The 19,751-nt window shown below is 42.4% G+C and carries 25 protein-coding genes and 1 pseudogene; 12 read left to right on the forward strand and 14 right to left on the reverse strand.

What is annotated here, in order from left to right; translation table 11 throughout:
* Window positions 1-78: 78 nt before the first annotated feature.
* Window positions 79-1,287 (forward strand): RNA-guided endonuclease InsQ/TnpB family protein, encoded by a 1,209-nt coding sequence (locus ACN222_RS28050; RefSeq protein ID WP_010994068.1) that lies wholly within the window; start codon window positions 79-81, stop codon window positions 1,285-1,287.
* A 104-nt stretch (window positions 1,288-1,391) separates the two neighbouring features.
* Here ACN222_RS28050 and ACN222_RS28055 read toward each other — a convergent pair whose 3' ends face one another.
* Window positions 1,392-1,613 (reverse strand): hypothetical protein, encoded by a 222-nt coding sequence (locus ACN222_RS28055; protein WP_010999801.1) that lies wholly within the window; start codon window positions 1,611-1,613, stop codon window positions 1,392-1,394.
* Between the two features lie 154 nt (window positions 1,614-1,767).
* On the opposite strand from ACN222_RS28055, the gene ACN222_RS28060 reads away from it, so the two are divergent.
* From ACN222_RS28060 to ACN222_RS28080, 5 genes and pseudogenes are all read left to right on the forward strand, one after another.
* Window positions 1,768-3,417: an IS1182 family transposase gene (locus ACN222_RS28060; protein WP_010999802.1), complete on the forward strand. Its 1,650-nt coding sequence runs from the start codon at window positions 1,768-1,770 to the stop codon at window positions 3,415-3,417.
* Window positions 3,418-3,542: 125 nt separating this feature from the next.
* Complete coding sequence (locus tag ACN222_RS28065; RefSeq protein WP_010999803.1) at window positions 3,543-4,007, forward strand: hypothetical protein; 465 nt, start codon at window positions 3,543-3,545, stop codon at window positions 4,005-4,007.
* A gap of 457 nt (window positions 4,008-4,464) precedes the next feature.
* Window positions 4,465-4,872 (forward strand): hypothetical protein, encoded by a 408-nt coding sequence (locus ACN222_RS28070; RefSeq protein WP_084789151.1) that lies wholly within the window; start codon window positions 4,465-4,467, stop codon window positions 4,870-4,872.
* A 139-nt stretch (window positions 4,873-5,011) separates the two neighbouring features.
* Window positions 5,012-5,413, forward strand: coding sequence for an SAM-dependent methyltransferase (locus ACN222_RS28075; RefSeq protein WP_010999806.1), 402 nt, complete (start codon window positions 5,012-5,014; stop codon window positions 5,411-5,413).
* 112 nt (window positions 5,414-5,525) lie between these two features.
* Window positions 5,526-5,840 (forward strand): annotated as a pseudogene (locus tag ACN222_RS28080) (DNA polymerase IV); the annotation flags it as partial.
* Between the two features lie 236 nt (window positions 5,841-6,076).
* Here ACN222_RS28080 and ACN222_RS28085 read toward each other — a convergent pair.
* Window positions 6,077-7,576, reverse strand: a complete 1,500-nt coding sequence (locus ACN222_RS28085) for a phytoene desaturase family protein (protein WP_010999808.1) — start codon at window positions 7,574-7,576, stop codon at window positions 6,077-6,079.
* Between the two features lie 383 nt (window positions 7,577-7,959).
* Between ACN222_RS28085 and ACN222_RS28090 the strand changes: the two genes are divergently transcribed.
* Entirely contained in the window at window positions 7,960-8,115 is a 156-nt protein-coding gene (locus ACN222_RS28090; RefSeq protein WP_158303731.1) for a hypothetical protein, read from the forward strand.
* A gap of 25 nt (window positions 8,116-8,140) precedes the next feature.
* On the opposite strand, the gene ACN222_RS28095 is transcribed toward ACN222_RS28090, so the two are convergent.
* On the reverse strand, window positions 8,141-8,380 hold the full coding sequence (locus ACN222_RS28095; protein WP_044523643.1) for a hypothetical protein: 240 nt from the start codon (window positions 8,378-8,380) through the stop codon (window positions 8,141-8,143).
* 241 nt (window positions 8,381-8,621) lie between these two features.
* Here ACN222_RS28095 and ACN222_RS28100 point away from each other — a divergent pair, with 241 nt between their 5' ends.
* Window positions 8,622-8,813: a hypothetical protein gene (locus ACN222_RS28100; RefSeq protein WP_010999810.1), complete on the forward strand. Its 192-nt coding sequence runs from the start codon at window positions 8,622-8,624 to the stop codon at window positions 8,811-8,813.
* A 184-nt stretch (window positions 8,814-8,997) separates the two neighbouring features.
* The gene (locus ACN222_RS28105; protein WP_044523646.1) at window positions 8,998-9,351 is read left to right on the forward strand and encodes a hypothetical protein; all 354 of its coding nucleotides are present in this window, start codon (window positions 8,998-9,000) and stop codon (window positions 9,349-9,351) included.
* A 10-nt stretch (window positions 9,352-9,361) separates the two neighbouring features.
* On the opposite strand, the gene ACN222_RS28110 is transcribed toward ACN222_RS28105, so the two are convergent.
* Both ACN222_RS28110 and ACN222_RS28115 read right to left on the reverse strand, forming a co-directional pair.
* The gene (locus ACN222_RS28110; protein ID WP_010999811.1) at window positions 9,362-9,562 is read right to left on the reverse strand and encodes a hypothetical protein; all 201 of its coding nucleotides are present in this window, start codon (window positions 9,560-9,562) and stop codon (window positions 9,362-9,364) included.
* Between the two features lie 113 nt (window positions 9,563-9,675).
* Window positions 9,676-10,575, reverse strand: a complete 900-nt coding sequence (locus ACN222_RS28115) for a phosphodiester glycosidase family protein (RefSeq protein ID WP_044523647.1) — start codon at window positions 10,573-10,575, stop codon at window positions 9,676-9,678.
* Between the two features lie 233 nt (window positions 10,576-10,808).
* Between ACN222_RS28115 and ACN222_RS28120 the strand changes: the two genes are divergently transcribed.
* Entirely contained in the window at window positions 10,809-11,675 is an 867-nt protein-coding gene (locus ACN222_RS28120) for a DNA/RNA non-specific endonuclease (RefSeq protein ID WP_010999814.1), read from the forward strand.
* A 113-nt stretch (window positions 11,676-11,788) separates the two neighbouring features.
* Here ACN222_RS28120 and ACN222_RS28125 read toward each other — a convergent pair whose 3' ends face one another.
* Window positions 11,789-12,190 (reverse strand): nuclease A inhibitor family protein, encoded by a 402-nt coding sequence (locus ACN222_RS28125; RefSeq protein ID WP_010999815.1) that lies wholly within the window; start codon window positions 12,188-12,190, stop codon window positions 11,789-11,791.
* Window positions 12,191-12,706: 516 nt separating this feature from the next.
* Between ACN222_RS28125 and ACN222_RS28130 the strand changes: the two genes are divergently transcribed.
* Window positions 12,707-12,931, forward strand: coding sequence for a hypothetical protein (locus tag ACN222_RS28130; protein ID WP_044523649.1), 225 nt, complete (start codon window positions 12,707-12,709; stop codon window positions 12,929-12,931).
* 210 nt (window positions 12,932-13,141) lie between these two features.
* Window positions 13,142-13,807 (forward strand): hypothetical protein, encoded by a 666-nt coding sequence (locus tag ACN222_RS28135; protein ID WP_010999817.1) that lies wholly within the window; start codon window positions 13,142-13,144, stop codon window positions 13,805-13,807.
* 192 nt (window positions 13,808-13,999) lie between these two features.
* Here the strand turns inward: ACN222_RS28135 and ACN222_RS28140 are convergent, their stop codons facing one another.
* From ACN222_RS28140 to ACN222_RS28175, 8 genes are all read right to left on the reverse strand, one after another.
* Window positions 14,000-14,380 carry a clan AA aspartic protease gene (locus ACN222_RS28140; protein ID WP_010999818.1) on the reverse strand — a complete coding sequence of 127 codons (381 nt, stop codon included), beginning with the start codon at window positions 14,378-14,380 and terminating at the stop codon, window positions 14,000-14,002.
* Window positions 14,377-14,649, reverse strand: coding sequence for a hypothetical protein (locus ACN222_RS28145; RefSeq protein ID WP_044523651.1), 273 nt, complete (start codon window positions 14,647-14,649; stop codon window positions 14,377-14,379). Before ACN222_RS28145 ends, ACN222_RS28140 begins: the two co-directional genes overlap by 4 nt.
* 36 nt (window positions 14,650-14,685) lie before the next feature.
* The gene (locus ACN222_RS28150; protein ID WP_010999820.1) at window positions 14,686-16,008 is read right to left on the reverse strand and encodes a hypothetical protein; all 1,323 of its coding nucleotides are present in this window, start codon (window positions 16,006-16,008) and stop codon (window positions 14,686-14,688) included.
* A gap of 100 nt (window positions 16,009-16,108) precedes the next feature.
* A protein-coding gene (locus ACN222_RS28155) for a transposase (protein WP_010999504.1) occupies window positions 16,109-17,603 on the reverse strand; the annotation gives its coding sequence in 2 pieces (ribosomal slippage) (window positions 16,109-16,915 and window positions 16,917-17,603; 1,494 coding nt in all).
* Window positions 17,604-17,710: 107 nt separating this feature from the next.
* Window positions 17,711-18,187 (reverse strand): DUF1392 family protein, encoded by a 477-nt coding sequence (locus ACN222_RS28160; protein ID WP_010999821.1) that lies wholly within the window; start codon window positions 18,185-18,187, stop codon window positions 17,711-17,713.
* The gene (locus tag ACN222_RS28165) at window positions 18,184-18,900 is read right to left on the reverse strand and encodes a DNA cytosine methyltransferase (protein WP_010999822.1); all 717 of its coding nucleotides are present in this window, start codon (window positions 18,898-18,900) and stop codon (window positions 18,184-18,186) included. The genes ACN222_RS28160 and ACN222_RS28165 overlap by 4 nt, the downstream gene beginning before the upstream one ends.
* Window positions 18,897-19,289: an ASCH domain-containing protein gene (locus ACN222_RS28170; protein WP_010999823.1), complete on the reverse strand. Its 393-nt coding sequence runs from the start codon at window positions 19,287-19,289 to the stop codon at window positions 18,897-18,899. Before ACN222_RS28170 ends, ACN222_RS28165 begins: the two co-directional genes overlap by 4 nt.
* A gap of 5 nt (window positions 19,290-19,294) precedes the next feature.
* The gene (locus ACN222_RS28175) at window positions 19,295-19,678 is read right to left on the reverse strand and encodes a hypothetical protein (RefSeq protein ID WP_010999824.1); all 384 of its coding nucleotides are present in this window, start codon (window positions 19,676-19,678) and stop codon (window positions 19,295-19,297) included.
* Between the last annotated feature and the right edge of the window lie 73 nt (window positions 19,679-19,751).

Raw genomic sequence — 19,751 nt, forward strand, 5'->3', positions numbered from 1 at the left:
AATCGGGGGATATAAGCGAATGACCGAATTTATTCGGTCGTAACATGGTATAATTACGTCAGAGAGTTTGACGTAAAAATGCTAGTATTTGAGACAAAACTTGAAGGAACAAACGAGCAGTATCAATTGCTGGATGAGGCGATTAAAACTGCTCGTTTTGTCCGCAATGCTTGCCTCCGGTACTGGATGGACAACCAAAACATCGGCAGGTATGATTTGAGTGCTTATTGCGCTGTCCTTGCTGCCAATGAAAACTTTCCGTTCGTTGCCAAACTCAACTCTATGGCTCGACAAGCTTCTGCTGAAAGAGCGTGGAGTGCAATTGCTCGGTTTTTTGACAATTGCAAGCAAAACAAAACCGGGAAGAAAGGTTATCCACGCTTTAAAAAAGAACAGACGCATGGGAGTGTTGAGTATAAAACTAGCGGCTGGAAGCTTAGTAGTGACCGTCGTTATGTCACTTTTAGCGACGGATTTAAAGCAGGAACTTTCAAACTCTGGGGAACTCGTGACTTGCATTTCTACCAGTTGAAACAGTTCAAGAGGGTGCGGGTTGTGCGTCGTGCCGATGGGTACTACGCGCAGTTTTGCATTGACCAAGAGCGAGTAGAAAGGCGAGAACCAACGCTTAAAACTATTGGGCTGGATGTGGGATTGAACCATTTCTTGACCGATAGCGAAGGCAATACAGTTGAGAACCCTAGACACTTGCGTAAAAGCGAAAAGTCTCTCAAGAGATTGCAACGCAGATTGTCTAAAACCAAGAAGGGTTCTAACAACAGAGTCAAGGCAAGAAATCGCTTGAGTAGAAAACACCTTAAAGTAAGTAGGCAGCGTAAAGACTTCGCCGTAAAGTTGGCGAGGTGCGTAGTCCAGTCTAGCGACTTGGTAGCCTATGAGGATTTGCAGGTGCGGAACATGGTCAGGAATAGACATCTTGCCAAGTCGATTAGTGATGCAGCGTGGACGCAGTTTCGGCAATGGGTTGAGTATTTCGGCAAAGTGTTTGGTGTAGTGACTGTTGCAGTCCCACCCCATCACACTTCGCAGAATTGTTCCAACTGTGGCGAAGTAGTGAAAAAGTCGCTGAGTACAAGAACTCATGCTTGCCCTCACTGTGGACATATTCAAGACAGGGATTGGAACGCTGCACGGAACATACTTGAACTAGGACTACGTACTGTGGGACACACAGGATCTCAAGTCTCTGGAGATATCGACCTCTGTTTGGGTGAGGTAACTCCTCCAAATAAGTCGAGTCGTGGAAAGAGAAAGCCCAAGAAGTGATTCTTGGAATCCCCCGTTTTCTAAACGGGGGAGGATGTCAAATGAGTAATAAAACATAACTGACGTAGTGTTACTGAGGTTAAAGTGTATAGTATAAAACGTTATTACTTGTGTTTCCCCCTATGGCGTTGACTTTTAAGTAACAAAGGAGCGCTAGCTAAAGCAAATGCCAACATCACAGATGTAGTCTTGTTTTCAGTCACAGTGATTGTTTGGACTTGCAAAGTAGTAATTGGGAAGAGATAATTAGTATCAAAAATAGAATAAACTTGAAAACTGCCTACAACTGGACTAAAAGGAATATCACCCGTGAAAGCTCCTCTCACAAAAGAAGCTTCGTAGAGGGCCGGATCACTACTAAGTTGAGGAGTTAAATTTGCACCTTGAAATTGATGCTGTTGGCGAAGTCAAAAGTAGACAGGAATTCCGTAGAGTGTCACTCTAAGATTGGCACTATATATACCCAGGAGCGCAAGGGATATGTCACTAAAACCACAACCCATCAGTCCTGTGCCAGAGGAAACAGTTCGTGTCGCCCGTGCTGCCTTCCCCAAAGGAAACCTTTATCTCACGCTGCGAGATGAAATTGGCACACTTTACAGTGATAGTGACTTTACCGCCTTGTATCCCACTCATGGTCAACCAACAGTTACACCTTGGCGACTGGCATTAATCTGTGTGTTGCAATTTATTGAGGATTTGCCAGATCGACAAGCTGCTGAAGCTGTCCGTAGTAGGATTGATTGGAAATATGTTTTGGGGTTGGAATTGACTGACCCAGGGTTTGACTTCTCTGTATTATGTGAATTTCGCACCCGATTGATAACTGGTGGTGCAGAGCAACAACTGCTAGACACTTTACTCAAGCAATTCAAAGAGCGCGGATGGCTCAAAGAAAGAGGAAAACAGCGCACGGACTCTACTCATGTGCTGGCTGCTATTCGCAACTTGAACCGACTAGAAGGGGTAGGTGAAACCCTACGTGCAGCCCTCAATGACCTAGCTACAGTTGCGCCAGACTGGTTACGTTCATGGGTGCCAGAGGAATGGTTTGAACGCTACGGTCGTGCCATAGAAGAGTATCGCCTACCCAAAGGCATTGCTGCTCGTAAAGAATATGCTGAGATGATTGGCACAGATGGTATGCAATTACTGATATCTGTGTGGGCAGAAGATGTCCCAGATTGGCTCAGGCTTGTACCAGCAGTCGAAATTTTGCGACAGACTTGGATACATCAATATTATGTGGAGAATGAGCAAGTAAGATTGCGGGCTGCGAGCGACTTAGCTCCTTCTGGTAGTCGTTTTGACTCTCCTTATGACATCGATGCTCGCTTTGGTAATAAACGGAGTGTGACTTGGACTGGGTATAAAGTGCATCTGACGGAAACTTGTGATGAGAACCAAGTCCATTTAATCACTCATGCCATTACCACTCAAGCTCAGGTTTCAGATGTTACCCAGACTGCACTTATCCACGAGGCATTGGCCGCCAAAGACCTGCTCCCCAGTCAACACATTGTTGATGCTGGCTATATCGATAGTAATCTTATCGTCACCAGTCGTAAGCGTTATCGAATAGATTTAGTTGGGCCAGTCCGCCCGAATGGTAGTTGGCAAGCTAAAACTCCAGGCGGTTACGACATCAGCCAGTTTACCGTGAACTGGAATACAAAACGGGTGACTTGTCCTCAAGGTAAAAAAAGTACCAAAAAGTGGGTACCGACTCAGGATAAATGGGGCAATGCAGTGATTAATGTGAGATTTCCTCGCAAAACTTGCCGACTTTGCAACGCCCGTGCTTTATGCACTCGCTCAAAAACTGAGCCAAGAGAACTGACACTACGTCCAAAAGCTGAATACCAAGCACTGCAAACCGTGCGACAACAACAACTTTCCACTGACTGGAAAAAGCTCTATGACACCAGAGCAGGAGTTGAGGGGACGCTATCTCAAGGAATTGTCACTTTGGGGTTGCGGCAAGCTCGCTACATTGGTTTAGTTAAAGTTCGACTCCAGCACTTGCTGAGCGCCGTAGCTCTCAATGTGGTACGTATGGTCTCTTGGCTACATGGTCGAACTCATGCAAAAACCAGGATTTCTCGATTTGCTGCTTTAGCTCCAGCTTGAAACAAGAGCTTTCAATCTAGATTACCAAGAATATCTATTAAGCTCATCCTTTTCCATGTAATACAACCATAAGGTTCTGCTGCATAATGAGCTAAAATTGCGGTGTAATACATGGGGCATCAGTTATGAAACGGGATATCCAGGGGAAGTTTGCGTTGAAAAACGAAGACTACCGTTTAGTTCGCTCACTCAGACTAACTGATTCCACTTGGGTTACTTTGGGCATTACATCTGAATGCTTAGGTCTTACTAGGGCTGACTATTTAGAACAGATCATTCGTGAAAATGCTCTACCAAACACGGGGTGTCCAAGTAATACACGGCAAAACATGGAGTCTCTACCGAGTAATACACGGTATGAGGAAGAAATAGAATTACTCAAACTAGAAATACAAAATCTCACTCAAAAGAATGTTGCATTGATGGAGCGAACAGCAATTACTTTCTCCCAAGTAGAACTTGAGCTTTTACGCGATCGCATTTTGCTTGACTTGAAATTAGGCAAGCAAGCCCCTGGATACAAAGCTGTTCAAAAAGCTCTCAATCGTTTTATTGCTGAATTGACTGACCCAAACAGGAGCGTTTTTTGACTTCGCCAACAGCATCTGAAATTGTAGGAAAAGTTGAATACGTTCGTAGCCACTAGCATAACAAAGGTATTGAGGTTCTCCTGTTTGGGAATCGATAATATCAATGCCACCAGAACAAGTCTCAGAATTAACATTGATAGTTCCACTACCAGATTGAAAGCTAGCTCCACCAGAAAAGCTTAAAAGTTTAAAGAAATCATTGTCAGGGTCAAAATTAGAAAAAACTTCGCCAGTACGAGTATCCAAGCGAAAACTGCCAGCATCTGTATTAAATTGTAATAAGGCAGCGTAAGATGGTGCTATAGCGGCAATGCTGACAAACGCTGCACCTATGGAAGGCATTGTTAAATTGAGCAATTTGAGCATATGACGAATGACGGTATAACTATATGCACAGATGAAGATAAGACGAAAGTTGTGCAATCTGCTATCTAGCTGAAGTAGGAATTAGGTCAAATTGCTCCCATGCGATCGCTCTTGGTGTAATAGCGACCCCTACCGAGTAGGTGAAATCTGCACACTTCAACCCAAGGATAACCCCGACTTGCGGGGCAAAAGTGGTTACTGGGGTGTGGTTACTCATGTTGGTGAATATAGTTGCACAATCAAATGGTGGGACGGCGACTATACAGCAAAAGTAGAACACCTGAAATTATTGGAATTACTGGAGGAGGATTGCCGATTTTTGCAGCAGCTATGCGAAAGGCTGCGGCGGCTGCATGAGGTAGCCGGACGGGATGAGGCGGTTGATTGGTTATTACAGGGATTGGGGAAACAGGCTAAACCGTATTTGTCGGCATTGCAAGCAAAACTGTTAGCGGCGGTGGAACGGGAGTATGGGATTGACCCCAAGTTCAAGAAGTAAATTGACAAGTTTTATGAAACAGGTTGATATTCACTCTAAGTTAATAGAACAACTTGAGAAAGTAGCGCATTAGTTTCCGCGCAATATATGGGTTCTAATATAACTAAGGATAGGAAATTTAATTCAAGGTGTTTTGAAAATGGAAGTTCCCTCAGTTGCGAACACAGCAAGAATTATTGATTATTGGTTAGGAGGTTCTCATCACTTTCCTGTGGATGAAGAAGCAGCCAAAGTATTTGAGCAAGTATACCCCAAAAGTCCAGAAGTATTCCAAGAACTTAGAGCATATATCGGAAAAGTATCGCGTTATATTGAATCTCAAGGAATCAACCAGTTTGTGGTTTTTGGTGCGGGGCTACCAACTTGTGGCAATGTTCATGAAGCAGCATCACAGTCAAAAGTAGTATATACAGATATAGATCAAGCTAATATTGAAATAGGACGTACCTTGCTAGAGAATAATCCTCAAGCTGATTATACATTTTGTGAGTGTCAAAAAGCAGATTTTAGCTCAAGATATAGTTCTAATGTACTATATTGAGGAAACAATTTTCGGATATAAAGACGAGTTACAAAGTTTTTTGCTGGTAAAGTTAGCTGTCTCAATATTGGATGTCATGAACTACCAGACCAAGAAGATTATCCATGTTGATATGGACGCTTTCTACGCATCAGTAGAGCAACGAGACAATCCACAGTACCGGGGCAAGCCATTGGTAGTAGGAGGAAGCCCCAACCAAAGAGGAGTGGTAGCCGCCGCCAGTTATGAAGCGAGGAAATTCGGTATCCACTCAGCCATGCCATCAATAACAGCGATCGCTCTTTGCCCCCGATTAATATTTGTCAGACCGAGATTTGATGTCTACCGAGAAGTGTCTGCCCAAATCCACGAAATATTCAAACGCTACACTGACGTAGTAGAAGGGGTAGCCTTGGATGAGGCATATCTTGACGTTACCGAAAACAAGGTCAAGTGATTCAATTGCCATTGTTTGAATATGTGGCAAGTGTCCAGAGCGGGTGTATGTGATTGGTTTCTGGTTTATCTTAATTCCACAGGAGCAAAGCTGCCCTAGTAAAAATCCAGAACAGCTTTTGATTGTTAATGCTAAACTAGCTCGTATTTTTAATTTTAAAAAATCCGAATGCGACAGCTAAACATGACTCTGGGTAAAAAAAAATAGCTAGGTAAAGAACAGGATTGCTAAGACCCAGTTGAAGCAAAATCTTGATGAATAAATCCAGCAGCACTACGAGATGCTTCCAAAATAGTGAGTAAACCACTGCCGGGATGAACAGCGCCACCAATCCAGTACAGTCCGGCAATATTTTCCGAACGGATGGGTGGACGAAAGGGCCCAAGCTGAGTCAAATTGTGGCTGAGATTAAACACAGCACCCAAATGAACGCGATAATCATCAAGCCAAGATTGTGCTGTGTAACAACTTTGGGTAACAATGTGCTGTTCAATATTGTGATATCCCAGCAAATGTAAACGTTTAAGAATAAAATCTGTATAGCTTTTTTGTTTAATATCCCAGTCAACAGCATAAGAAGTGTTGGGAATTGGTACTAAAACAAATAAAGTGCTGTGGCCGGCAGGTGCATTACTGGGGTCGATAATTGTAGGATTACAGACATAAAATGGTGGATCAGTTTCATCTAGTGCTGAATCATCAACCCAAGGACGTTCAAGTCGGCGAATATTGTCTGATAAATAGATTTGATGATGAGGTAAATCTTCGTAGCGGCGATTGATACCCAAATAAAGCATGAAGGTAGAGCATGAGAATTGCATTTGCCCAAGCTTGTTATCAGTGTAACGACCGCGTGCTGAAGTTGGTAACAGATGACGAACAGCATAGGCAAAGTCAGCATTAATCACTACTGTATCAAACTGATGGCGAGAAGCATCAGCCAGTTCCAAACCACGAACTTGCCCTTGTTCAATCCAGATTTGGTGAACAGGCGAATGCAGATGAATTTTCACTCCTAAGTCTTGAGCGGCATTAGCCAAGCCCTGAGCTAATGCACGAAATCCACCGACTGGATGCCATACTCCTTGGGAAAATTCTAAGAATGGAATCAGGCTAAAGACACTTGATGCCACAGTTGGGTGCATTCCCAAATATTTTGACGGATAGCTCAGAGCATAGACTAAACGCTCATCTTGAAAAAATCGCCAAAAGTGTTGATATAAATTTTCCCAAGGACGAAAAGACAAAAACTTCATCAGTTCATCTGGGCGCAAGTAACCAAAAATAGAGCGTGCAGGGCCGGCTAAATAGGGTTTGTAACCTAACTCATATTTACGGATATGCTCACTATACCAGCGATCAAATGCTAATGGTAAATCGGAGCGTAAGGTTGCCAGTTGGGTTTTAAATGACTGTAGATCCGAAGTGATATCCAGTTGAGTACCATCCCAAAATTTCAAACGTGTATATGGTTCTAAACGTTTGAGTTGAACATAGTCGGCAAAATTTAAACCAGCCTCCTCAAAAAGCTCTTTATATAAGTGTGGTAGTTGGAGAATAGTGGGGCCAGTATCAAAGGCGTAGGAATCAACTTCAAAACCGCGCATTCTTCCACCAACACGTTCAGCCGCCTCAAAGATTTCTACTTGATACCCAAGTCCAGCAAGACGGATAGCTGTAGCTAAACCGCCAGGGCCTGCGCCGACAATCGCAACTTTTTTAGACATAGATGAACTCCTCGTTTACTTAGGCAGCCTATATTTTTTAAACACTTGCTGAAGACAATCAAGGAAATTTGTTTAGTTTGGGTGATAAATTTGCGTCATAAATTCTCATCTTTTCATTTTTCGGTTGATTTTCACCAAGAAAAATTTTGCTCTTTTAATTCGCAAAAGACTAAATTGTAGAGCGATCGCTCATTCGTCACAGCAGATTTAGTACAATCTGTCAGTAGACCCCACTGACCAGTAGGAACAGCAATTGAACCCTAGTTCACCCATTCCCCCAAGCCGAACCTTGAAAATAACCATCCTCACAATCGGTTCGAGAGAGGACGTACAACTTGCTAATGAGGTTGGGGGTAAGTCCAGCGCTAATACCGTATAAGAACGTGACAGAGGAAACTTTACCCCCAGCAATTAAGGTAGTGTTGAGTGATGAAGTGATGCGGTTGAAAGCCCAGGACTTAGGCGAGAAGAGTCGGAACGAGGATGATGTGGCAAATGCCGTGGCAGCGTTTCATCGGTATTTGGGGCCGATTGGTTGAGTTGGTATCACGAAGGGAGTAAATTTTACATTTTTTGCAATTGAGGAATATCTTCTTTTAAAAGAGGGCAAACGACTAGGGGTTTGAGATCGTCTCCATGAATAATCGCCTTTTCTCCAGAGATAAACATAACCCCGTAGTTACTTTCCCCACCGAAAAATTCTGCCAGTGGAATATCGTGACGATCTTCAACAATTAATACAGAATGCTGTTTGTATCTACCGTGATTAACTTCTGCAATCGTACCTTCTTTGATCAAACCCATGAATTTATTCTCCTCAAAAATAATTTAGAAGAAAGCTAGATACTTGCAGGTGTAATTTTGAGGCTTGGTACTGATAGTAGCTATGATAGCAAATACAACAGGGATATTTACTTAAGATTTCGATGTTGTGTTATGAAAACAGTTCAAGCACAAGCCAAAGTTAAGTTTGATGATTAGATGCAGAAAACTTACATTTGTAATCAATTCATAAGTTGAGATAACGCTACCCTGAAACAAACCCATGTCCCAAATTAAGGTTGATACAGTCCTTTGTATCAACGGCACTGTTCTAATCGTCTATTACACCCCCGGACAATGCTGGCAGTTCCGCATTATCAGCCGTACAGGGGGTATATTTGGCGAACAGAAGATTTACTACAGTGCGGCGGCGGCGTTAAAAACTGGGTTGGAGTGGGTGAGGGATGAATTATAGGGAATGCGGTTAGAATTGTGGCTCGTTGTATGATTAGTAAGCAATGAGGAACCCAGGAAGAACCGGAACTATTTTGGGAGCGATCGCCGCAGGAATAGGATTAATCGTAGTTGTGATAACTATGGGACTGATAATTTTCCAGGTCAGGAATTTAAAGCTTATCAGGAAGAACTAAACTGATGTTATGAAAATCCCAGAGTGCGATCGCTGCCTCCTTTACTCTCACAATCCCCACATCATCTGTGCCGTACATCCAGATGGGGTAGACGGTGATAGCTGCCTCGACTTCAGAGAAGACCCCAACGCCCAAGTAGAGAAACTATGGCAACTAGAAGGGGCAACCTACTATAACGGCGAACTGATTTTACAGCCCCGCCAGAGATGGACACTAGAGGAACAATTAGAGTTACTTGATTGGCATCCTTTATTTACTGGTAAGTGTCCCCAATGTGGTGCTGAGTATGAGCGTGACTATATCTCAAGGGTGCATTGGGATTGCCCAAACTCAGAATGCGGCTGGATGGATGATAGTGTTTGACGATTTCTAGCTACTGTTGTGCCTTGGGGGTTTGGGTTGGCGAATGTGTAATTTCTCCCTCAGCGTAACCTAAATCATACATACTCGCCGCTTGAGCATTTTGTTCTGGTGGCACTTTGGGTTTTCCCGCCCAGGCATCAGATTTTCCTAAGCTAAACCAATCTTCATCAGCCATCACAGAACCGATTCTGTTGTTTGTTGTTTTATTCATCGATGCAGTTGTGAGTGGTTAAGGTTTGGCTGCGGCTATAATTTATGATGTTTGCACTACGGTTTGACCAAAACCTGTATCTAGAGGAAGAACAAGCATATTTACTGTGAATACTAATTTCTCACATTCTCCTGAACTAATAAAACTGATTTTACTTTTCGTTTAATGGGATTTCCTTGTAAATCAAATTTTCCATAAAAGGCTTTGCCATTGTAATACAGCGAAGAAGAACTACCTCCGTCTAAGTTCATTGCTGCGGATGCACCCAACTTTTTCATCAAATCTGCTAATTGCACTAGAGATATGCCAGAATTTTTGGGTTTTGAAGGTTTTTGAGCAACCATTACTAAAATAATGCTGCCCTCACTGGTAATACCTACAGCAGTTCTAGCGTTAAGCTGTTTACTCAAGAGTGCATCGCGTCCTTTGGCATTATCTACAAAACCTTCTGGTACTGATGTCAGTTTTGGTAATAAGCGTGGGCCAGCACCTATAGCATCAACTAAGCGACAATTTGCTGGTGGTGATTCATTGTGCAAAGTAATATCATAACGGGTAGTTTGCCCACATAAATAGCGACGAAATTCACTGCGATTAAAAATGAGATTGAGGTAAGGCTTTAATTGCGGATTGTTTACTAGGCGCTCATTATCTTTAGGGTCAGCAACCATCTGACCAGTCACCACTACATAGGATGTTGATTTTTGATTGGCTGGGTCAAAAAAGCCTGCGTTGAAGATAGCAAAAGCTCGATGCTTCTGGGCAAATTCCTCTACAGTGCTTACCTTCGCTGATAATGCTCCAGTTACTACAAATGGGCTATTGGCTGGAATCAATAAAATGTGAGCCATACCTTGGGGCAAGCTACGCTCTATGTAGCGGATGGTTTTTGGTGGTGAAGGAGTAACTGTTGGTATAGCAGAGGATATTGACGGTAGAGAAGAACGCACACCTAAGCAAGACAGTAACCCTAAACTAATTAGTACCAAAACCAACACCCTAATTTTTCTCACTTTTACCCCCAAACGTATCTAGCATACTATTCACAAATGCTAGTTTAAGCTTCCTCTCTCACTTCCCTGTCATGTAAGATAATCACCTAAATGATTACTAAATGTTAATGTAATGTTTACAGTATTTTTACCTCTGCTTACATAACTAAATTTATTTTGTAATCGCTAAGTTTTACTGAATTTCTGTAATTCCAACAGAAACAATTGTAATTAGTTTAAACAAACAGTCACAAATGAATAAGTCTAACTTTCTCAGGAATATTCTACCTATTGCTGCTGGTACAGCAATATTTTTCACTTTTAATTATCTCCAAAAGCCCCTAAATGCCCAAATTACAAATGTTCATTTGACGATGGGAAATCCTACTAATGCTAACACTAGCTTTAGTAATTTCTTACTAAGTAAGGTTCAGTACGCAACCTCTCATAACTGTTTCCGAGGAACACCAAATTGGGTGAGTTGGCAGTTAAACCAATCATGGCTCGGAAGTGCGCCTCGTCAAGATGATTTTCGTGCAGATACTACCTTACCTTCTGGCTGCTATCGAGTCACATCTTCTGATTACACTGGTAGTGGATTTGATAGAGGACACATGGCTCCTTCGGCTGATAGAACAAATACTATCGCCAATAATTCTGCTACATTCTTAATGACAAATATCATTCCTCAAGCCCCAGATAATAATCAAGGTATATGGGCGAATCTAGAAAATTATTCTAGAAATTTAGTCACCGGACAGAATCGGGAACTCTACATCATTTCAGGTGCCTATGGCACTGGTGGTACAGGGTCGAATCAGAACAACACTACTACAATTGCTGGTGGTAAAGTTACTGTTCCAGCCCGAACCTATAAGGTGATTGTGGTTTTAGATAGACCAGGTTTGGGAGTGAGTGGTGTCACTACTAATACAAGGGTAATTGCAGTTGATATACCCAATACGCAAGGTGTGAGAAACGCGGATTGGAGAAATTATCGAATTAGCGTTGACACTCTAGAAGCAAGACTTAGGAATGCAACAGGAACTACCTATGATTTTCTTTCTAATGTTCCTACCTCTATTCAAAGTGTAATTGAGGCTAGAGTTGACAATTTATAAGGATAGTTAGCTTACCTAAAACTCAAAGCCTGTCTATAATTTACAGACAGGCTAATCAATTAGCTAAAACCGACAGAAGCCCCACGACTCACCCGAAGGTCAGTGTGGGTAGTTCACGTTTCTATAACTTTAGTAAAAATTCCGGCTAAATCACCAGATGGAGTTTTACCAACAATATAGACATCTATATCTATCGTACCTAAACGATAAACTTTGATATCTGTAAGATTATCCTTGAGCTTTGTAACAAGCGTTTGAAATTTCTGCACATCTTGTTTTTGTATGTCATCGTGCCATTCTTTTTCTACAGCACAGTTACGAAACAAATAATCGAGGTCTACGGTTTCAACTGATGTTTCTGGGGGATGTCCTGTTAATTCAAGCAGTTTTTGATTGGTCAACGGTTCTTGTGCTTGATTAGACCACAAAAACACTTCAAAGGGATATTCTGACTCACTCATCATTAACAAACCATCAGAGGCTTGTTTAAGTTTTTCCGTAATTTCATTAGTCATAGAATTTATATAGAAAAAATTACAACATCATGGCAACAAGTTACTTAAGTTGTAACACTAGCCCAATGACTTAAGCGATGGCTGCACCCCACTGTAGGTCATCGCCAGATCCGGCACCGGGACAATTATCCCCAGGCTTTCTAGCAATCAATAACCGCTTTGGTTAATCATGTCCCAAAGCGTTTGTACCTTTTTCTTCCTTCTGCCTAGCTTGACGGCAACGCTTCCGTGAACTGCCCACTGCAAAGCTGCCTTTCTTCTATCAATTATTTTCTTGAAAATTTAGAAGCAGAATGCAGGTAGAAAATGTTAGTCCTCCGGCAAGACAACTAAGGTTAAAAAAGTTAGCTATTTCTTGATTTGTTGCTATGTAGAAAGGATGTGTTTCGGAACACCAATTGCAAGAACCAAATTCACCAGCCTTTGCTGCCCAATCGAGAAACGACTTGGAATAGTAGGTAGGAAAAGAGAAGACGAAGATTACCATCGCAATCAGGGTGATTTTCAGTTTTATGTATGCCATCTCAAATAGTACAAATTTCTTGTTCCCTGACGAGCGATCGCTTACTAATTGTGCCAGCTTTATTGAACCAAACTCAATTGCTTCCCGTACTCTTGCTCCAAACACTCCACCTTGGGCCTAAAGAAACACACGCAGAAGCGATCGCCCACCACCCGATCAATCCCATGCGGCTGTTTGTTGTCAAAAGCAATACAATCGCCTTCCTCCAACCAATATGATTCCATCCGCCGAGTATCTTGGCAACCGGAGATTGAGAACTTCGCCCTACCCATAATGTTGATTTGCGCTGCTCCTGATGTGTAAGCCGGAGAATCCCGATGTACTTTAATCCTTTGGTAAGATGCAAATAGATTGGTAGCTGCTAACCATGAACCGTTAGGCGTTTCTGAATAACCAGCAATCTTTTGTCAGATAGAATTAATATTGATATGAATGAAGAATCACTTTTTAAAGCACTAAAGCGACAAACTAAGGCAACTTTACTTGAGTTGTTATACTCGGCATATTACGAAACAAATACTCAACAAAGGCGGCATATATTTGGTGATCTAATGAAGAATTGTAACCCATCAAAAAGCTTAGAGCAGGACATTATAAAAGAATCAAAAAAATTCTATAAAGACTCATTAGCTGGGGCATACTATGCGCCATTTGATATTAATTCAAAGAACTTTTCTCATATTCCTCAAGAAACAGAAGAATGGTTTGAGAAGCTAGGCGACCTTTTACAATCTAGCTGCCAGTTAACAAAACAGAAAAAACATACATCTGCTGTAGAATCTTTCGAGATTCTCTACGAACTGATTACGAAAATGGAAGATGGTGAAGAAATTATCTTTGCTGATGAATATGGGAGTTGGATGATTCCTGGTAATGAAAAGGAATTTCTGGATGCTTACATTTCTTCATTAGCTGAAGTTAAAAAACCAGAGGAATATACAAAAATAGTGATACCTTTAATAAAAAGGGATAGCTATACATCATTTTGCAATAAAATCTATTTCCTAGCATTAAGGTATAGCAATAAGGAGCAAGAAGAATTTTTAATGGAGGCAATCAAAGAACAAAATATTAAGATCGAATCAAGCCGATAGATAGCGTAATGTGGCGATTGGAATAATACCTATTAGTTTTTTTCGTAATTATTTTGGTTGATGACTTATTGAACAAGAATCCAGAATGCAGAAATCAGAATAATTGGCGATAGAGAAACTTAAGTTCAGCATTTTGTACAGTATTTTGATAAATGACAAATTTCCGGGTAATTTTCTCTCTTTTTCTGGCTTTTATGACATCGAAGATGGTATTTTTTCTAACGAAACTAAACCATTGTCCTCAAAATCTATGCCTAGATGATATCCATTCATCATTCCAGTTCCCAATAAAGGCTTATTAGCAGAAGCCAAAACGAAAACTACTTTTTCTACATTGTCCCAAACAATCGTTGTCAAATGTATAGATGATAAAACTTGGCTACCATCAGCTAATATTGCAGGTATAGTGCTATGTAAGGGAAGGTTCATTGCACTGATAGCTTGTGGTGGTAAGGTAAGGTAGCCATTAAATCCAGTATCAATGACAAAATCCAGTGAAAAATCTGGTTGTCCAGGTAAACGAAAAATTACTGGAACTGTTGCCCTACCAGCAATTAACCGTCCGTCAATCATTCGGCTATACGCTCCATATTTCCACCAAAACCAAATGCAGCGTTATAACCTATTCGCATCATAAATAATCTAGCATTTGGGTTTTTCTGCTTTAACTTAAATCCTGGTTCTATACCAATTTCATCAATTCCATACTCCCCAGTCTCAGCATCAATCACAATCATCTTGCCAATATTATCGCCATGCTCAACCTCTTGGCGAATACCATTTTCATAAAATTGATTAGCTCTTTGGGCAACTTCTTCTACAGTCCAAAAAATAGCCTGCATAATCACACCTGGTTTATGCTTTTGACTTAATTATAGCTAAACCAAACTCAATTGCTTCCTGTACTCTTGCTCCAAATACTCCGCCTTGAGCCTAAAGAAGCACACACACCAGCGATCGCCCACCACCCGATCAATCCCATGCGGCTGCTTGTTGTCAAAAGCAATACAATCGCCCTCCTCCAGCCAATATGATTCCATCCGCCGCACATCCTGGCAACCAGAGATTGAGAACTTCGCTCGACCCATGATATTAATTTGCGCTGCTCCTGAAGCATAAGCTGGTGAATCCCGATGTACTTTGATTTGTGTCCCAGCCGGATAAAACAACACTAACGCTTGATGAAAGTCCGGCAACAGCTTCTCGCCCAAAGCCTCAATTACCTCAGCACCAGCATAACGCCCCGGCTCAACCAACTTTACCTCAGCCTTCTTACCAGACTTGGCACTAGCCAAACTAACGAAGCGCCGCAGATGCAACTCTAGACGACCATCCGCGTATTGTGAGACTGAGGGAAACATCTGCGACTTGACGGATTTGCACCAATCCTGAATCTGTGACAACTCAGCACCCTCCAACTTGCCCAGGCGAGTAATCAGTTCGGGGGATTCGGGTTGTGCGACAGGTGGTGGTGCTACTTCTGGAACTTGAGGAGTTGCCACTGCCGCCAAGGATGGCACAAGGCGTGGACGATAAAATTCATGTTGCAGTCCCGACAACACCCCCAGCACGCCCAACTCTGACCAATCGCCCAAATCCTCCCCATGCAGAGATACCCGATAGTAGCCACAAGTTAGGCGATCGCACCTTACAGCCAACCCAGTGTCAAAACATTTCGCCAGTAGCGTTTGAACAACAGGTGGATAAGTGGAGTTAATTGAAGTAGTGTCGTTTGGCGTAAAGTTGTCAGTTTTGGTAATGCTAGAGGTATCGGTTGAGTCGTGACCCTTCTCTATTTGCGTGGGCTGCCTGTTGGAAGGCATTTGACCAACCAGAGATCCGATTTCACCACCCCAAAGTTCATGTAAATACTTTTGTACTACTTCTTCTCCAATCTGATATCGATGGCAGAAATCCCCAGTTTTTTCAAAGCAGCACAAAGTCATATCCACAGGCTTGTCCTTCTGTTTCCCCACCCACAACTGGATCAACTGCTGCCGGGAATCTAAAATCTCGCGGAAACAGCGCTTGTATTCTTCCTGTGCGATCGCATCTTTGGCGCTAGATTTCCACCAGTGCAGTAGTTCAGGAGTAGGGGCGAACAGGAGTAAATGCTTGCCAGTCCACCCCTTGGGCGGATAGAGCGAAATAGAAACAGCCTCCCCCTTGATTTCGCCCTTATAGTACGAGGTAAAAATCATACGACCTCCGTTAAATCATGAGGTGTGACCCAAGCAAGGCGATTGATAAACTTATCCTTTTGTGTAGACTTCGGGAAAATACCTAGCGTGGCAAAACTTACTAGAGAAGACGACTCTCTAGATTAGCCAAGTAAGCCTTGGGGTCTCTGCGAAATCGATACTGTTCAATTCTGGCTTTGTGGTGTTTTTGCAATTGAGAGCGTAATTCGAGCCAAGTATGAATATCAACTTGTGCTAAATCAGATGCGGTAAAAGAATGAAGCTTAGTAGCTATCGCACAGGCAAGTTTGACAGAACCACGAATAACGAGAGATGAGGGGGCAACCTTACGACCGGTACAACGACGTTGATGATAACGTAGCATACCAAAAGCGTGTTCTAAGTCATTATTAGTTCTAGGAAAATCTTCAATTTCATAACAATGAAAAAGTCCAGACCAGTAGCTGTGGGTGGTTTTTATAAAGTTATCGATTGCAGTGTTCAGGGTACCAGCTTTCTGCTTTTGTTGAGACATTTCTGTCAACAGTTGCTGATAACTTTGTTTGACCCCAGCAGCATCAAGACCTATTTTATTGTTGAGAATATTACTAGCTTTATCAACCCACTGATATGCAACCCTCACAGGTGAAAATAAAGATGCAGTAGCAGATAATCCCTTAGCTAGAAGGTGTTTTAGGTTAACTAAAGGTGGTGGTAAAGCACTTCTTTTTTCCATCCTTTCTAAGCTTTGTTCTATCAAAGTCAAATTTTCTTGTAACTTTAATCCAGATGCCTCTAACGGTGGATGTCCATCATTGGTTATAGAACTACGGACTGCCGAGCAATAATCTTCAATAATAGTCACCAAATCCTTATCTTCATTGGTAACACTACGTTCAATTTCTCGTAATCCTCTAACTTTTTTTTTTCAATTCCTTTTTTGCATTTCTATCCGCCTCATATATGGGTTTAATTGCTTCTTTCAGGTAATGGTAATGACATAAACCATGAGCAATTTTAGGTAATGCTAACCCAACAGCTTTACGAATTGATTGTTGTCCATCACTAACAACTCCATCAATTGGTACATCCAGTGTATTAGCCACTTCTAATAATAACGCTACTAAATCTTCATTCCTTGATGATAATAAAGTTTTAGCAAGTAAAATTTCTCCTGATAGACAATCTCGAATTACCCATAATACCTCATGTCCAATTTCTGGCTGCATCCCATCAATGGCTAATATCACCCGTCCTTGATTAGCCACTATTGCTTTTAATCTTTTATGGTCTTTTAGCCATAAAGAAAGTAACTCGTCATATCTGTCAATTAAGTGTGTGACCGTTCGTTTACTTATACATATACCTTTTAATTCAAGGTGAGTGTGTATTTGAGGAACACTTCTATGTTCCTGGTAGCGTAATGCTCCTATATAAGCAATCACATCCAAACCAAATTCGTTCTGTGGTAGAGCGAGTGACCCTTCTTGCTCTGGTCGATATGCTTTTTTATACCGCATACATGACTTATTTTGACATCGCCGAATTTTTAGCTGTAGTTCTACTACCCCATTTAGCGTTCTTATATGTCGAGGATTATTGTATTCATTCCACATTGCTTGACCACACGAAGGGCATTTTTTTTGAACACAATCGAGTACTTCAAACGATGTTGCCTCTGGTTTTAAACTTTTTCTTACCAAGTTTTTGTACCATTATTTCGTTACAAGCTCAAGATTACAGGATCTCTGCTCCTCTCTAGTAAGTTTTGCCACGCTAGGAAAATACAAACGCCTTCATCAGTTGGTAGTTTGAGCGCTGGGGATTTCCACTCGACCTGAAACAGCCAAGCATTGTTAATAAGCGACATCCCCAAAATCATGCGAATCTTCGGCCCATCATTAGCGAATCGAAAGTTCACCAACTGACCTAAACGAAAGTGAGGTTTTGAGATGACCAGGGGGTAAAGCTGACCCCTAGCGATGATTTCACTATCTGGGACAGAGATGATTCCGCGATCGCTCTCGACAGAATAGTTCCAGCCGTCATCACTCCACTCAACGCCGCAGCAGTAACCGGCGACTTTGGAAGAGGGCAAGTAGACTTTTTCGATGAGACTGACGGCAAGAGGTGAGAGTTGCTGACCCCAAGGCGGGGAAATGTACCAGCACGTTTCCAGGGTATTGAGAGGGTTAGTCATGATGCCTCCTTTTCAAAAAGTAAACTGCATAGATAGTCAATGCGTTTCCAAGCAACGGCGGCCTGTCGCGGAGAGCAACTCAATCCGTAAGCACGACGGGCATCATAGTTACCAGGGATGTTTTTAGCTACTCCAATGGAAATCCGAGAAGCCACCTTAGAAATTCCGGGTTGATAGCTTCTTGTTTCGAGAGAGAGCCGCACTTCCTCAATGTGATTTCTAATTTGGTTTGTCCAGGGGGTCGGCTGTTGACTGTTGAATAAGCCATTGGGGTAGGCAATGATGAAGATTCGTTTCCTTTCGTGCGGCAAGCCGACTTGTTGTGCAGAGATACAGTTCCATCCGCCCATGTACCCGATGCTGTCAAGGTCACAGATGATTTGGTCAAGTCCGCGATAGAGTAAACCTGTGGGGTTCTCGATGAGAGCGATCGCGGGTCTGGGATCAGTGAGTCCTTGGCGGTTGCCAGAGTTACTTGTACCGGCGCAGGGAAAACCCCCACAGACGATATCGAATTGTCCCCTGTGGCAGTTATAGGTGGTAATGTCTGAGTGAATGGGGGTTTGGGGTTGTTCATGACGTAGTTGTGATTGAGAGTAGGGTGAGATTTCGACAAATTGTTTGACCTGGAATTTATGAGACAGACCCGCCGCAGCGATACCGTGATGGCACAGTCCGCCGATGCCAGAGAATAGGGAGAGGACTGATTTCATGCGGCTGCCTCCTGAACCAATTCATCAGGCACATCAAAAAGTCCCAATTGTCCGATGTAGGGAATGGGGGTAATTGTGCGTGGATTGTCCAGATGCCAGTGAAACTGCTGTGGCATCCCCCAACCAGAACCAGTTTCTGAAAACTGACAACCAACAACTCTAACGACACCGATGATTTGACCGCGACTGAGAGTGTTTAGTTCTGGTACGGAAACACCAATGCTTTGACAAAATTCTTTGGCTTGCAGATATTCTTTTTTGGTGCATTTTTGAGCGGCGTGGATGAGAATATCACCCCGGTAGTGAATGGGCCAAACTCTGTTTTCAATATTTTTATTGGCGTAGATGATAGCCCATGCCCAAGGCTGTCTGACGGTGAGTGCTTTCATTTATCTTAAAACTCCAACAGTTGTATATATGCTTCGAGAGCAGCAATAGCTGGGTGTGGATGAGGCTGTGACCGTAGTCCGTTACAGATAGTAGCGATGGCTCGCTGATCGTCAAAGCTAAAGCTGATGCTGGAGTGCCTAATAGCGCAGTAGTGCATGATAGTGAGCAGCACAAAATTGAGTTGCACCAGCACTGTGCTTTGGTCATTAGCCAAGCGCCAAGCAATGTTGTCAGATGTCACCAAACGCCACGCATTATCTGAATTACGCTTTTCGATGGTTGGCAAAATCCTGACTTTGAACTTGTGGTTGTGGTCAGCTTTTAAGCATTCATCAGGCGCAAGAGTAGACCATTTGAAGAGTAATTGTTGGTAGGTTATGTTTGTCATATAGTGTTAAGTTTTGAAGGGATAATGTTGAACAACATCACAAGTTGTAAAGAAGAAATACAAGGTGATGAGC

The organism is Anabaena sp. FACHB-595, assembly GCF_048568275.1.
In the GTDB taxonomy this organism is placed as follows: domain Bacteria; phylum Cyanobacteriota; class Cyanobacteriia; order Cyanobacteriales; family Nostocaceae; genus Trichormus.

What these genes read in the sequence shown, in the direction of transcription:
- ACN222_RS28120 (WP_010999814.1), top strand. Translation starts at nt 10,809, where the DNA reads ATGAATAAGTCTAACTTTCTCAGGAATATTCTACCTATTGCTGCTGGT.
- ACN222_RS28085 (WP_010999808.1), bottom strand. Translation starts at nt 7,576, where the DNA reads ATGTCTAAAAAAGTTGCGATTGTCGGCGCAGGCCCTGGCGGTTTAGCT.
- ACN222_RS28125 (WP_010999815.1), bottom strand. Translation starts at nt 12,190, where the DNA reads ATGACTAATGAAATTACGGAAAAACTTAAACAAGCCTCTGATGGTTTG.
- ACN222_RS28130 (WP_044523649.1), top strand. Translation starts at nt 12,707, where the DNA reads ATGCCATCTCAAATAGTACAAATTTCTTGTTCCCTGACGAGCGATCGC.
- ACN222_RS28075 (WP_010999806.1), top strand. Translation starts at nt 5,012, where the DNA reads ATGGAAGTTCCCTCAGTTGCGAACACAGCAAGAATTATTGATTATTGG.
- ACN222_RS28145 (WP_044523651.1), bottom strand. Translation starts at nt 14,649, where the DNA reads ATGCAGGCTATTTTTTGGACTGTAGAAGAAGTTGCCCAAAGAGCTAAT.
- ACN222_RS28110 (WP_010999811.1), bottom strand. Translation starts at nt 9,562, where the DNA reads ATGAATAAAACAACAAACAACAGAATCGGTTCTGTGATGGCTGATGAA.
- ACN222_RS28050 (WP_010994068.1), top strand. Translation starts at nt 79, where the DNA reads ATGCTAGTATTTGAGACAAAACTTGAAGGAACAAACGAGCAGTATCAA.
- ACN222_RS28065 (WP_010999803.1), top strand. Translation starts at nt 3,543, where the DNA reads ATGAAACGGGATATCCAGGGGAAGTTTGCGTTGAAAAACGAAGACTAC.
- ACN222_RS28170 (WP_010999823.1), bottom strand. Translation starts at nt 19,289, where the DNA reads ATGAAAGCACTCACCGTCAGACAGCCTTGGGCATGGGCTATCATCTAC.
- ACN222_RS28105 (WP_044523646.1), top strand. Translation starts at nt 8,998, where the DNA reads ATGAAAATCCCAGAGTGCGATCGCTGCCTCCTTTACTCTCACAATCCC.
- ACN222_RS28135 (WP_010999817.1), top strand. Translation starts at nt 13,142, where the DNA reads ATGAATGAAGAATCACTTTTTAAAGCACTAAAGCGACAAACTAAGGCA.
- ACN222_RS28160 (WP_010999821.1), bottom strand. Translation starts at nt 18,187, where the DNA reads ATGACTAACCCTCTCAATACCCTGGAAACGTGCTGGTACATTTCCCCG.
- ACN222_RS28060 (WP_010999802.1), top strand. Translation starts at nt 1,768, where the DNA reads ATGTCACTAAAACCACAACCCATCAGTCCTGTGCCAGAGGAAACAGTT.
- ACN222_RS28150 (WP_010999820.1), bottom strand. Translation starts at nt 16,008, where the DNA reads ATGATTTTTACCTCGTACTATAAGGGCGAAATCAAGGGGGAGGCTGTT.
- ACN222_RS28140 (WP_010999818.1), bottom strand. Translation starts at nt 14,380, where the DNA reads ATGATTGACGGACGGTTAATTGCTGGTAGGGCAACAGTTCCAGTAATT.
- ACN222_RS28095 (WP_044523643.1), bottom strand. Translation starts at nt 8,380, where the DNA reads ATGGGTTTGATCAAAGAAGGTACGATTGCAGAAGTTAATCACGGTAGA.
- ACN222_RS28175 (WP_010999824.1), bottom strand. Translation starts at nt 19,678, where the DNA reads ATGACAAACATAACCTACCAACAATTACTCTTCAAATGGTCTACTCTT.
- ACN222_RS28165 (WP_010999822.1), bottom strand. Translation starts at nt 18,900, where the DNA reads ATGAAATCAGTCCTCTCCCTATTCTCTGGCATCGGCGGACTGTGCCAT.
- ACN222_RS28100 (WP_010999810.1), top strand. Translation starts at nt 8,622, where the DNA reads ATGTCCCAAATTAAGGTTGATACAGTCCTTTGTATCAACGGCACTGTT.